This window comes from Primorskyibacter flagellatus, from assembly GCF_014638275.1.
GTDB lineage: Bacteria > Pseudomonadota > Alphaproteobacteria > Rhodobacterales > Rhodobacteraceae > Pseudooceanicola > Pseudooceanicola flagellatus_A.
In genome coordinates this window covers 1,183,117-1,196,050 of the sequence record NZ_BMFJ01000001.1, presented here as the reverse complement: position 1 = coordinate 1,196,050, position 12,934 = coordinate 1,183,117, and the positions used below count along the sequence as shown (strand labels likewise).

Annotated in this window: 12 protein-coding genes; 9 read left to right on the top strand and 3 right to left on the bottom strand. The window is 66.6% G+C overall.

Annotated features, from left to right (window positions below; translation table 11 throughout):
* The first annotated feature begins 41 nt into the window (after positions 1-41).
* From IEV87_RS05885 to IEV87_RS05870, 4 genes are all read left to right on the top strand, one after another.
* Positions 42-497: a type II toxin-antitoxin system RatA family toxin gene (locus IEV87_RS05885; protein ID WP_188476722.1), complete on the top strand. Its 456-nt coding sequence runs from the start codon at positions 42-44 to the stop codon at positions 495-497.
* 128 nt (positions 498-625) lie between these two features.
* Positions 626-1,147: a hypothetical protein gene (locus IEV87_RS05880; RefSeq protein ID WP_188476721.1), complete on the top strand. Its 522-nt coding sequence runs from the start codon at positions 626-628 to the stop codon at positions 1,145-1,147.
* Positions 1,148-1,420: 273 nt separating this feature from the next.
* Positions 1,421-1,948 (top strand): hypothetical protein, encoded by a 528-nt coding sequence (locus IEV87_RS05875; protein ID WP_188476720.1) that lies wholly within the window; start codon positions 1,421-1,423, stop codon positions 1,946-1,948.
* Positions 1,949-2,109: 161 nt separating this feature from the next.
* Complete coding sequence (locus tag IEV87_RS05870) at positions 2,110-3,396, top strand: MmgE/PrpD family protein (RefSeq protein ID WP_188476719.1); 1,287 nt, start codon at positions 2,110-2,112, stop codon at positions 3,394-3,396.
* Between the two features lie 10 nt (positions 3,397-3,406).
* On the opposite strand, the gene IEV87_RS05865 is transcribed toward IEV87_RS05870, so the two are convergent.
* Genes IEV87_RS05865 through ispF form a run of 3 tightly spaced genes read right to left on the bottom strand, consistent with a single transcriptional unit; the run spans position 3,407 to position 5,520 of the window.
* Entirely contained in the window at positions 3,407-3,880 is a 474-nt protein-coding gene (locus IEV87_RS05865; RefSeq protein ID WP_188476718.1) for a CinA family protein, read from the bottom strand.
* A 9-nt stretch (positions 3,881-3,889) separates the two neighbouring features.
* Positions 3,890-4,384 (bottom strand): phosphatidylglycerophosphatase A family protein, encoded by a 495-nt coding sequence (locus IEV87_RS05860; RefSeq protein ID WP_188476717.1) that lies wholly within the window; start codon positions 4,382-4,384, stop codon positions 3,890-3,892.
* The gene (ispF, locus tag IEV87_RS05855) at positions 4,381-5,520 is read right to left on the bottom strand and encodes a 2-C-methyl-D-erythritol 2,4-cyclodiphosphate synthase (RefSeq protein WP_188476716.1); all 1,140 of its coding nucleotides are present in this window, start codon (positions 5,518-5,520) and stop codon (positions 4,381-4,383) included. The genes IEV87_RS05860 and ispF overlap by 4 nt, the downstream gene beginning before the upstream one ends.
* Positions 5,521-5,695: 175 nt before the next feature.
* Here ispF and dusB point away from each other — a divergent pair, with 175 nt between their 5' ends.
* The 5 genes from dusB to ntrX all read left to right on the top strand — a co-directional run bounded on the left by dusB (position 5,696) and on the right by ntrX (position 12,928).
* On the top strand, positions 5,696-6,685 hold the full coding sequence (gene dusB, locus IEV87_RS05850; protein WP_188476715.1) for a tRNA dihydrouridine synthase DusB: 990 nt from the start codon (positions 5,696-5,698) through the stop codon (positions 6,683-6,685).
* Complete coding sequence (locus tag IEV87_RS05845) at positions 6,682-7,767, top strand: two-component system sensor histidine kinase NtrB (protein ID WP_188476714.1); 1,086 nt, start codon at positions 6,682-6,684, stop codon at positions 7,765-7,767. The genes dusB and IEV87_RS05845 overlap by 4 nt, the downstream gene beginning before the upstream one ends.
* Positions 7,768-7,769: 2 nt before the next feature.
* Entirely contained in the window at positions 7,770-9,140 is a 1,371-nt protein-coding gene (locus tag IEV87_RS05840; RefSeq protein WP_188476713.1) for a response regulator, read from the top strand.
* A gap of 99 nt (positions 9,141-9,239) precedes the next feature.
* Positions 9,240-11,534 (top strand): sensor histidine kinase NtrY-like, encoded by a 2,295-nt coding sequence (locus IEV87_RS05835; RefSeq protein WP_373284032.1) that lies wholly within the window; start codon positions 9,240-9,242, stop codon positions 11,532-11,534.
* The gene (ntrX, locus tag IEV87_RS05830) at positions 11,531-12,928 is read left to right on the top strand and encodes a nitrogen assimilation response regulator NtrX (protein WP_188476711.1); all 1,398 of its coding nucleotides are present in this window, start codon (positions 11,531-11,533) and stop codon (positions 12,926-12,928) included. Before IEV87_RS05835 ends, ntrX begins: the two co-directional genes overlap by 4 nt.
* Positions 12,929-12,934 lie beyond the last annotated feature (6 nt).

The window sequence follows — 12,934 nt, the reverse complement described above, 5'->3', positions numbered from 1 at the left end:
TACGAGATGAGAACCCCAAGTAAACGCGTCAAAGAGGCCCGATGCCCCAGCATGCCGAGACCCGCCGCCTGCCGTATTCCGCGCAGCAGATGTACGACCTTGTTGCCGATGTCGGACGCTATCCGGAGTTCCTGCCGTGGTGCGCCGCCGCGCGTATCCGGTCGCGCGAGGATCACGGCGATCACGAGGTGATGGAGGCGGACCTCGTCATCTCGTTCAAGGTGTTCCGGGAACGTTTCGGGTCGCGGGTTGTCCTGAAATATTCACAATTGCGAATAGAAACCGAATACCTCGACGGACCCTTCCGCTACATGAAGTCCAACTGGCAGTTTGCCGATGCGGAGGCGGGCTGCGACGTGTCCTTCGACGTGGATTTCGAATTCCGGAACGCCGTGCTTCAGGGAATGATCGGCCTTGTTTTCAACGAGGCGATGCACCGGATCGTGCGCGCCTTCGAAGCGCGGGCCAGGGCGCTTTATGGCACCCCCTCGACCTGACAAATTTGCAAAGCTGTCGTTGCGATATTGCTTTTGATCAGGGCAGTCGCGGCACATGGTTAACACATTCTGACCGCATTCCATCGGCATGTTTCCGCTCGGGTGGAAAGTGTTCAGGAGAGAGAACGATGGGATTACTGGGTGCAGTAGGGACGACCCTCAACACCACGGTCACGGTAGTGACCGGCGGCGCGGCCAAGGAGGCTGAGAAAGCCGCCAAGGAGGCCGAAGAAAAAGCCGCCAAAGAGAAGGCCGCAAAAGAGGCCGCCAACACCAACGCGCCGGCCGCAACGCCGGCTCCGGCCGAGGAACCCGCCGCCGTGGCAGAGCCCGAGGCGGCCACGACCGGCAACAGCGCGGTCGGATCGAACCGATATGCCTATTTCGCCAAGACCGAGAGCACCGAACGCACCAGCGTTTCCGGCGGCTACGAGGTCGAGGAGCGGGACGACAAGGTCATTGCCGTCGATTTCGCCCGCCGCGCCGCAATTGCCGCGCAGTCCAAGGCGGCCAGCGCGTCGCTGTTCGAGACCCTGGAGTCCGAACCCTTCAGCCTTATGATCCGCAAGCAGTCCGAAGGCGACACCGTCTACGGCAAGGGTGAATACACCCCCGCGCGCACGGGTGAGAAGAACGACCTGAAGGCCTGACCTTCACGTCACCCGACTGATACGGGCCTACCGCGGCCGCTCCTGGCAAGACCAGCGATCCTTGGGGACGCCGGTCGACGCCGGGGGCGGCCGCAGTCACGTCCGGAGCATGACAAGCCCCGCGCCGCCCGGCGCGGGGTTTGTCGTTTGCAATATCGCAAAGGTATGTTTGCGCGGAACGATGCAATCTAAGCGTGTTCGACAACAACCTGCCCAAGTTGAGCCCGATTCGACGCACAACCTATACGTGGGTGGGCAATGATGGAGAACAAGATGCCAAGCGTAACCGGCACAAGCAGCACGACGACTGCGACGCCGCAAAATCATGGACAGGCCAAAAAAGCAGAGCGCGAGGCCGCCGCGCAGCAGGAAACCGCGGAGACGGCGCCTGTACAGACGACGGAACAGGCACCTGCCACAACGTCGGGAACCGAAACCGTAACGCCCGCGGAAGGAACGCAGCCGACCGCATCGGGCGGAACGGGTACCACCTCGGCAACGCCTGCGTCGTCCGGCGGAACGGTTGCAGCTTCAACAAATGCTGCATCCAACGGGGCCGGGACGGCAGATGACGCCATCCTGCCCGAACCGGAGCCGGAGGACGACGGCAAGGTGAACGCGGTCGATTTCGCCCGCCGGGCGGCCATCGCACTGCAGACCCGGGAGGCGGCCATGGCGCTGCTGGACGACATGGACCTCGACTCCTTCCGCCGGGTCGACACCTACGCCGCGACAGCCGTGTCCGGATACGGCGCGCGGTCGGAGGCCGCCGAAAGCCGGCCGGTGAACCAGCTCGCCTGACACTGCATCGCCATGCTGGCCGGGACGCCATGCGCTCCGGCCAGATGGCAATACACTCCGGATGGAAATCGCTCTGAGGTTGAACGCGTTCCGCGCTTTCCTCCCCCTTCCGGCGGGGCGGAAACAGGTCTAGGATCCTTCTCTGACCGGAGGAGGATCCCATGACGTTTGCCCGCCAGCTTGCCGATTTCGCCGCCGCACCGCACGCGGTCCCGGACGAGGTCATGCGCATCCTGCGCCTGTCCATGCTCGACTGGATTGCCTGCGGTATCGCGGGGCGCGACGAACCCGTCGCCCGCATCACCCGCGCCATGGCGGAGGAGGAAGGCGGGACCCCGCAGGCCTCTGTCTTCGGGGGGGCGAAACTGCCCGCCCGCGCGGCTGCGCTGGTCAACGGCGCGACCTCGCACGCGCTGGACTATGACGACACGCATTTCGCCCATATCGGCCACCCTTCGGTCGCGGTCTTTTCCGCCGCCCTGGCAATTGCGGAGCGGGAGGGCGCATCCGGTGAGACGCTGCAACAGGCGGCGCTGATCGGGATGGAGGCCTCGATCCGCGTCGGCGTCTGGCTGGGCCGCGGGCATTACCAGATCGGCTATCACCAGACCGCCACCGCCGGTGCCTTTGGTGCGGCCGTCGCGGCCGGGCGGCTTCTGGGGCTGGACGCGCAGGGGCTGCATGCCGCGCTTGGCCTGACCGGCACCCGCGCGGCGGGGCTGAAAAGCCAGTTCGGCACCATGGGCAAGCCCTACAACGCCGGGATCGCCGCCGCCACGGGGGTGGAAGCCGCGCTGCTGGTCGCACTCGGTTTCGTGCCCGCGCCGCACGGTCTGGACGGCCCGCAGGGATTCGGAGAGACCCATCACGGCGCCGCCGACCTGACCGCGCTGGAAGGGCTGGGCACGGACTGGCGCTTTGCCACGATCAGCCACAAGTTCCACGCCTGCTGCCACGGTCTGCATGCCGCGCTCGAAGCGGTGGCGGACCTGCTGCCCGCCGATCCCGCCGGGGTCGAACAGATCGCCGTCGCCACCCATCCCCGCTGGCTGACCGTCTGCAACCAGCCCGCCCCGACCACGGGGCTGGGGGCGAAGTTTTCCTACACCACCGTGCTGCCGATGGCGCTGCTTGGTGTGGATACGGCGCGGCTGGACAGCTATACCGACGCGCTTTGCGCCCGGCCGGACCTGTCGGTGCTGCGCGAGAGGGTTCTGGTCACGGCGGACGAGGGACTGACCGAGATGCAGGCGCGGGTCAGCCTGCGCGGGTCGGAGGGCGTGGCGGAGGCATTCCACGATCTCGACGCGCCGCTGCCGATCGACGACAAGGCTGCGAAGGTGGAGGCGAAGGCGGCCAGCCTTCTGGGCAACCGTGCCGGCGCTGCGGACGATCTGGTCGCGTCGTCAGCCGCGGCCCGCGCTGTCGGCGATTTCATCCGCGGCTAGGGCCCTGTCTCTAGCGGGCGACGGCTGCCAGCACCATGCCAAGCGCATGGTCGCGTGAGGCGGCGCGGACCTCTGCCCGGCCTAGCGCGCCGAACTGCATGGTCTCCGTCACCGGCACGGCGCCGCGCCGGGCGAGACCGAAACAGACCATGCCTTCGGGCTTCGGCCCGCTGGCGCCGGGCCCCGCGACGCCGGTGATCGACACCGCAATATCCGCGCCGAGCCGGGAGAGCGCGCCCGTGGCCATCTCTGCCGCCGTCTCCTCGCTCACCGCGCCATGGGTTTTCAGCGTCTCCTCGCGCACGCCGAGCAGGGCCATCTTCAACCCGTTGGAATAGCTCACCACCCCGCCCAGCACGACGCTGGATGACCCGGGGATGTCGACGAGCGAGGCGCAGACCATGCCGCCGGTGCAGCTTTCGGCGGTCACCAGTTTCAGCCCGGCGTCGGCGCAGGCGGTGAGAACGTCTTGGGGCAGGGACATGGCGTTTTCCTAAATCAGAACAACGTGGTAGAATACACCGAACGCCACGACCGTCACGGCGGCAAAGACCCCCGCGATCACGTCGTCCAGCATCACGCCGAACGCATCGTCACGCCGGTCCGCCCAGCCCACGGGCCCGGGTTTCCAGATGTCGAAAAGCCGGAAGGCGAAGAACGCCACGATCCAGCCGGGCCAGAGCGCGAGCACCGGCACACCGGCATGGGCGGCCCCGATCACGACGGGGAGGAGCGCGACCCACTGGCCCGCGACCTCGTCCACCACCACTTCGGACGGATCGTGATTGTCCGCCCCCGCCGTCATCTCTCGGGTGGCCCACCATCCGGCGGCGAAGACCAGCGGTATGGCGACCAGCACAGCCCAGACCCCGCCGGCGATATAAAGCAGCCAGGCGAGCGGCAGGGCGGCCGCACTGCCCCAGGTCCCGGAGGCGGGGCGCATGTAGCCGACCCCGCCGACCGTGCCGATCCACTGCGCGCCGGTCACAGCGGCACCAGCACGGCAGAAGCCATGGCCGCGATCCCTTCGCCCCGGCCGGTGAAGCCAAGCCGTTCCGAGGTCGTCGCCTTCACCGACACCCGGCCCGGTTCCACCCCCATGATCCCCGCCATGGCCGCCTGCATTGCGGCGGCATGGGGCCCGACCTTGGGGCGTTCGCAGATCAGCGTGCAGTCGATATTGCTCACCCGGTATCCTTTCCGTTGCGCCAGACCGACGGCATGGGACAGGAAGATGTGGCTCTCCGCCCCCTTCCATTGCGGGTCGGAGGGCGGGAAGTGCCGCCCGATGTCGCCCTCGGCCAAAGCGCCGTAGATCGCGTCGGTCACGGCGTGCATGCCCACGTCGGCATCCGAATGACCAAGCAGGCCCCGGTCATGCGGCACCGCAACCCCGCAGAGCATCACTTGATCCCCGTCACAGAAGGCATGCACGTCAAAGCCGTTGCCCATCCTGATGTCCATCGTGGTCCTTTTCCTGAGGATCGCCTCGGCCCGGGCGAAGTCCTCTGCATGGGTGATCTTGATATTCTCTTCGTCGCCGGGCGTGACCGTGACAGGAAGGCCGGCGGAAAGCGCGACTTCCACGTCATCGGCCGCCGCGCCTTCGAAGCCGTCATGGGCGGCGGCGATCTCTCCGATGGCGAAGCCCTGCGGGGTCTGCGCCCGCATCAGGCCCGTACGGTCGCGCATGGCACCGACCCGGTCGCCGTCGCAGGACCAGAGCGCATCGGTCACCGCCAGCCCCGGTGCGGCGGCCACCGCGCCGCCGGTCAGCGCATCGCGGACACCCGCGATGACCGAAGGGGTCACGCAGGGGCGGGCGATGTCGTGAATCAGCACATGGGTCGCGCCAAGCGCCCAGGCCCGCGTGATCCCGGCCTTCACGCTGTCGCTGCGGGTGGCACCGCCGGTAACGCGGGCAACGCCCTCGGGCAGGGGAATGTCCTTGTCATCCGGGTGCAGAACGACGACGACGGGACCGGGGTCAAAGGCGGCGAGCGTCCAGTCGGCCACGCGCCGGCCAGCCAGGGGGCGCCACTGCTTCGGCACGCCACCGCCCGCACGCAGACCCCGCCCGGCGGCCACGAGGATGGTAACGAAGTGAGGCCCGGATGCGGTCATGGCGTCTGGATAGTGCGATTTCCGCCCCCCGGCAATGCGCACCGGCCCGGCCGGGCCGATTTCTGGTTGCCTATTTATTGTGCAGTCGCTTAGGTGTGAGGCGTTGATTGCCGCTGCTCGCGTTGAGCTTGCCGCCCTGTCACGATACTTAAGCAATATTGCTCAAGGTTTAGGCATGAATTTCCCGTTCGACACCACACCGGATCGTCCTGTTGTCGCCCTTGCTCCCATGGCCGGGATCACGGACCTGCCGATGCGCGACCTCGTCACCGGCTTTGGTGCGGACCTCGTGGTGAGCGAAATGGTCGCGAGCGGAGAGCTCGTCACCGCCCGGTCCGGCACCCGCGAACGCGCGGAGCTTGGCATCGGGCGCGCGGCGACCTCCGTCCAGCTGGCCGGGCGCGATCCCGCGGTGATGGCCGAAGCCGCGCGGCAGGTCGCCGACCTTGGCGCGGCCCTGATCGACATCAACATGGGCTGCCCTGCGAAGAAGGTCACCGGAGGTCTGTCGGGATCGGCGCTGATGCGCGACCCGGACCTTGCCCTGAGCCTGATCGAGGCTGTCGCCGGGGCGGTGGACGTGCCCGTGACCGTGAAGATGCGCCTCGGCTGGGACGACGACAGCCTCAATGCTCCCGACCTCGCCCGTCGGGCCGAAGGGGCAGGGGTGCGAATGGTGGTGATCCATGGCCGCACGCGCTGCCAGTTCTACAAGGGCCAGGCCGACTGGAACGCGATCCGTGCGGTGGTCGATGCGGTGACGGTGCCGGTGCTGGCCAACGGCGACATCACCGATGCGGAAACCGCGCGCCGCGCGCTCGACGCCTCGGGTGCTGCCGGGGTGATGATCGGGCGCGGGATTCAGGGGCGCCCCTGGGCGGTGGCCGATACGATCGCGGCCCTCTCCGGCACGTCCGCCACGTCCGCGCCCACGGCGCCCAACCGGGCCGCGCTGGCCGCCCGCCACTACGACGCGATCCTGTCCTTCTACGGCACAGACCTTGGCCTGCGTGTCGCGCGCAAGCACCTCGGCTGGTACATGGACGACGCGGGAACGCCCGCCGATCTGCGCGGGCGTATCCTGCGCAGCCGCGATACCGCCGAGGTCCTGTCCCTGCTGCCCGAGGCGCTCGCGTCCCGCGACGCGGAAAGGACGGCCGCATGATCGAAGACGATGCGGTCTGGAATTCCCTTCCCGTGCCCGCGATCCTCCTCGACCCGGAGGACCGGATCGTTGCGATCAACGCGGCGGCGGAGGGGTTTCTCAACACATCTTCCAAGACGATCCACGGCACCCCGGTCTGGGAGAAGGTGATGATCGACAGCCCGCTGGACGCGGCGTTCAAGCGGGCGCGGGAAACCTCCTCCCCGCTGTTCGTGAACGACGTGGACGTGGGCACGGGCGAACGCGCGCCGCTGCACTGCAACCTGCAGATCGCGCCGCTGGCCGGAGAGCCGGGGCACATGCTGTTCCTGATCTCTCCGCGCGAACTGGCAGGGCGGCTGACGCAGGACCACACGGTGAAATCCGCCGCCAAGTCCGCCATCGGCATGGCAGAGATGCTGGCGCACGAGATCAAGAACCCGCTCGCCGGGATCACCGGGGCGGCGCAGCTGCTGTCCATGGGCCTGACGGCGGAGGACCGGGAACTGACCGACCTGATCGTCGGGGAAAGCCGCCGGATCGTGAAACTGCTGGAACAGGTGGAACAGTTCGGCAACCTGACCATGCCGGACCTGCGCCCGGTGAACATCCACGACGTGCTGGACCGCGCCCGCCGCTCCGCGCTGCTTGGCTTCGGCGCGCATATGAAGATACTCGAGGATTACGACCCCTCGCTTCCCATGGCGCTCGGCGATCCCGACCAGCTGCTTCAGGTCATTCTGAACCTGCTGAAGAACGCCTCCGAAGCCGCCGGAAAGACGCCGGGCACCATCCGCCTGCACACCTATTACGAACATTCCTTCCGCCTGCGCCGTTCGGACGGGGAGGGCAAGGCCCTGCCGCTGCAGATCGAGGTCATCGACGACGGCCCCGGCCTGCCGCCCGACATCGCCGGAGACATCTTCGATCCCTTCGTCTCGGGGAAGGAGAACGGCACCGGCCTCGGCCTCGCGCTTGTAAGCAAGATCATCTCGGACCATGACGGATGGATTTCCGTCACTTCCGTTCCCGGCAAGACCGTCTTCCGCCTGTCGCTCCCTCGCGATCCGGCGCGCCCCAAACGTAAAACCAAGGAGAGCTGAGCATGGATGGCACCATCCTTGTCGCAGACGACGACCGCACGATCCGCACCGTCCTGACCCAGGCCCTGACCCGCGCGGGCTGCAAGGTTCACGCGACATCCTCTCTCACCACGCTGATGAGATGGGTCGGCGAGGGCAAGGGCGACGTGGTGATTTCCGATGTCATGATGCCCGACGGGAACGGGCTGGAGATGCTGCCCAAGATTGCCCAGGATCGGCCCGGCCTGCCGGTCATCGTGATCTCCGCACAGAATACCATCATGACGGCCATCCAGGCGGCGGAGGCGGAGGCCTACGACTACCTGCCCAAGCCGTTCGACCTGCCCGACCTGATGAAGCGGACCGCCCGCGCGCTCGAAGCGCGGCGGCGGGCCGGAACACCGGCCATCACCAGCGATGCCAACGAACGCCCCGACGAACTGCCCCTTGTCGGGCGCACCCCGTCGATGCAGGCGCTGTACCGGCTGATCGCGCGGGTGCTGAACACCGACCTGTCGGTTCTGATCACCGGGGAGTCGGGCACGGGCAAGTCCCTGATAGCACGGGCCATTCACGATTTCTCTGATCGGCGCAACCTGCCTTTCGTCACCGCCTCTGCCGCCGAACTGCAGGACATCGAGGGGCCGGCACAGGTGCTCGCCCGTGCCAAGGGCGGGACGATCATCTTCGACGAGATCACCGACATCCCGACCGAGGTGCAGGCCCGGATCGTGCGCATGATGGATGGCAACGCCGATACGCTGCCGCGCTTCATGGCGACCTCCCAGGCCGATCTGAACCGGGCGATGGAGGAGGACCGGTTGCGGCAGGATCTTTACTATCGCCTGTCGGGTGCGGCGATTCACGTGCCCGCGCTGCGCGACCGGGTGGATGACATTCCGCTTCTGGTCGACCATTTCCTCAACCGGTCGGAACGCGAGGGCACGCCGCTGCGCCGGCTGACGGACGAGGCGATGGAGATGGTGCGCTCCCACCCCTGGCCGGGCAACGTGCGCCAGATCGAAAACGCGATTCGCCGGTTGGTGCTGACCGCCCGGACCGACGAGATCACCAAGCAGGAAGTCGCCGGTGTGCTCGGCAGCCAGCCCGAGAGCGAGGTCGCGACCGGGGTCGAGGATACGGAGAAACTGTCGACCTCCATCGGCCGCCATCTGCGCCGTTACTTCGACCTGCACGGCAACATGCTGCCCCCGCCGGGCCTATACACCCGCATTCTCAAGGAGATGGAGACGCCCCTGATCGAGATTGCGCTGGAAGCCACGGGCGGGAACCAGGCGAAATGCGCCGACCTTCTCGGGATCAACCGGAATACGCTGCGTAAGAAGATCACCGATCTGGATATTCGCGTGACACGCCGCCGCAAATTGATGTAAAACCGCAACAGAGCAGTGGCTGCCGGGTGTCACCCGGAAAATTAGGTCACAATATATAGCGGTCGCCGCAGAATGCGGCGCAATTCAAGAGGCTGCCGAGTGGCAACCCGGACACATAGACCGAGCTGGGCCGTCTTGACGCGGCTCAGGCGACAAAGGCGGTTGCAGAACGCGGCGACACTGGGGCTTGTGATCCTCGGCCCGCTTCTCGTGATGGCGACATTCCTTGTACTCGGGCCTCTTGGACAGGGCGCGTCCTCCCTCTCGCTGCGGCTCGTCCTGCTGGCAGACCTCGTCTACGTGCTGGTGGTCGCGGCACTGGTGATGCAGCGGGTGGCACGCATGGTGTCGGCCCGGCGCGCCAAGTCCGCCGGATCCCGCCTGCACCTGCGCCTGACCGGCGTTTTTGCGATCATGGCGCTGATCCCGACGGTGTCGGTCGCGATCTTTGCAGTTCTGACGATCAACATCGGGCTCGAAGGCTGGTTTTCCGACAGGGTGCGTCAGGTGGTCGGTGCCTCGCTCAACGCCGCGCACGCATATGAGGAGGAACACCGCCGCGATCTTGAGGAGGATGCGGAGGCGCTGGCCCGTTTCCTGGACACCGCCAAGCAGCGCGATTTCCTGATCACCGATGCGGTCATCCGCCAACTGCTCGCCTCCGGTCAGAACCAGATCCAGCGTGGACTCCGGGAAGCCTATGTCATTGACGGGGCAGGGGAGATTCAGGCGCGCGGCGAAGGATCCTACCTGTTCGACTTCGAACGACCGACGACGGCGCAGATCGAGAAGGCGACGCAGGACGGCTACCTGCTGATCCAGGACTGGGACAACAACGAATTCCGCGCGCTGATCCCGCTCACCTCCTACGTCGACCGCTACCTCTATGTTTCGCGCGATGTGGACGGTGAGATCCTGAACCTGCTGGACGACACGCAGGAAACCGTCCGTCTTTACCAGCAGCTTGAAAACGAACGCGGGCGGGTGCTGTTCGAATTCGGCCTGCTCTACATCGGGTTCGCGGTCATCCTGATCCTCGCCGCCATCTGGCTGGGCCTGTGGTTCGCCGAACGCCTGTCGGGCCCCGTAGGCCGTTTGACCGGCGCGGCGCAGCGGGTCGGGGCAGGGGATCTGGACGTGCGGGTGACGGAGGACGCGGGCGACGATGAAATCGCCATGCTCTCGCGCTACTTCAACCAGATGACCACGCAGCTGAAGGGGCAGAGGGCGACCCTGCTTGAGAACACAAACCAGATCGAACAGCGCCGCCGCCTGTTCGATTCCGTACTGTCGTCCGTCACCTCCGGCGTCGTCGGTCTGGACCGGGAGGGGCGCGTGACCTTCGTCAACAAGTCGGCGGAGCGGCTGCTGGACTGGGACGCGGATCAGGAACATGTCGCCATCGCCATGGCGGTGCCGGAGTTCGGCGCGCTGTTCGACCAGCTGCGCGACAGCGGCGCCCAGACCCTGCAGTCCGAGATCAAGGTCGTCCGTCAGGGCCGGCAGGAGGCGCTGCTGGTCCGCATGGCCACCCGCCGCAACACGGAAGGGCGGCGCGAAGGCTACGTGGTCGCCTTCGACGACGTGACCGATCTGGTGACAGCGCAGCGCATGGCGGCCTGGGGCGACGTCGCCCGGCGGATTGCCCATGAGATCAAGAACCCGCTGACACCGATCCAGCTTTCGGCCGAACGCATACGGCGTAAGTTCGCCCGCCATCTCGACGAGGAGCAGGCCAACGATCTGGAATCGCTCACCGAAGTCATCGTCCGGCAGACCGGCGACCTGCGGCGCATCGTCGACGAATTCTCCAAGTTCGCCCGGATGCCGGAACCGGAAAAGCATCAGGAAGACCTGCGCGACCTGCTGAAGGGCGCCGTTCTTCTGCAGCAGTCGGGCCAGCCGGACGTCAAGATCACCTCCACCCTGCCGAACAGCACCATGCGCGCGGATCTCGACGCGACGATGATCGGTCAGGCGCTGACCAACCTTATAAAGAATGCGGGCGAGGCGACGGAAACCCTGCGCGAGAAGGGCGCGCCCGAGGGCTACGTTCCCGCGGTGCATGTGGAGGCCGAGACCCTGCTGCAGGAGACTGAGCACGGCACCGCCCCCTGGGCCGAGATCCGGATCTCCGACAACGGCATCGGCCTGCCCGAGGACCGCGCGAAGCTGTTCGAACCCTATGTGACGACGCGCGACAAGGGCACCGGCCTTGGTCTGCCGATCGTCAAGAAGATCATCGAGGAACATGGCGGCACGCTCCGCCTGGACGATGCTCAGCCCTTTCCGGGGCTGACCCACAGCGGGGCCTGCGCCGTCATCCGCCTGCCGCTTCTGGCGGGCGCGATCGACCTGGCCGGTCCCGCCGCAAAAACAAGCGAGGCGACATGAGCGACATCCTGATCGTAGACGACGAACGCGACATCCGCGAACTGATCTCGGACATTCTGGAGGATGAGGGCTATGCCACCAGGCTGGCCGCCAATTCCGACGAATGCATGGGGCATCTCAACACGGAGCCGCCGGCGCTGATGATCCTCGACATCTGGCTGAAGGACAGCCGGATGGACGGGATCGACATCCTCAAGCACGTCAAGCGCGACAACCCGGACGTACCCGTCGTCATCATTTCGGGCCACGGGAATATCGAGATCGCCGTGGCAGCCATCAAGCAGGGGGCCTACGATTTCATCGAAAAGCCCTTCAACATCGACCAGCTTCTGGTGGTGATCCGCCGCGCGATGGAAACCTCTCGCCTGCGGCGGGAGAACTCGCAGCTTCGCCGCAAGGACACGCAGTCGGCGGAAATGGTCGGCACCTCTGCCGCGTTCCGGTCGCTCATGGGACAGCTGGACAAGGTCACGAAGTCCAATGGGCGCGTCATGCTCAACGGTCCCTCCGGGGCGGGCAAGGAGGTCGCGGCGCGCTACATCCACGCCCATTCCAACCGCGCCGACGCGCCTTTTGTCAGCGTCTCCTGCGCCACGATCGAGGCCGACCGGATGGAGGAGGTGCTGTTCGGCCGCGAAACCGGCGAGCGCGGGGTCGAGCCGGGGCTTCTGGAACAGGCCCATGGCGGCGTGATCTACTTCGACGAGGTCGCGGACATGCCCGTCGGGACCCAGTCCAAGATCCTGCGCGTTCTGGTGGATCAGCAGTTCCTGCGTGTCGGCGGGGCAGACAAGGTACGGGTGGACCTGCGCGTCGTCTCGTCCACCTCGCGCGATCTTGAGGCGGAGATCGCCGCCGGCACCTTCCGGCAGGAGCTCTATCACCGCCTGAACGTCGTGCCCGTGGATGTGCCGAGCCTGTCCGAACGGCGGGAGGATATCCCGGTTCTTGCCAACTACTTCATCGAATCCCTGCACCGCAGTCAGGGCCTGCCCCTGCGCCCGCTGTCGGACGAGGCCGCCGCGCTGATGCAGACGATGGTCTGGCCCGGCAACGTGCGCCAGCTGAGGAACGTCATTGAACGCATCCTGATCCTCGGCGACGGCACCGGAGAGATCGAGGCGCGCGAGGTCCCGACCGAAGAGGAAAAACCGACGGAAGAGGGGCGCGTGGTGCTGTCCGGTGCTCTCGCCACTCTGCCGCTGCGCGAGGCGCGGGAGGCCTTTGAACGCGAATACCTGCTGACCCAGATCAACCGGTTCGGCGGCAACATCTCCAAGACCGCGCAGTTTGTCGGGATGGAACGCTCCGCCCTGCACCGCAAGCTGAAATCGCTTGGCGTGGTGACGACGACGAAATCCGGCGGGCGCGTGGCGAAGCTGGAGGCCGAATAGGCCCCC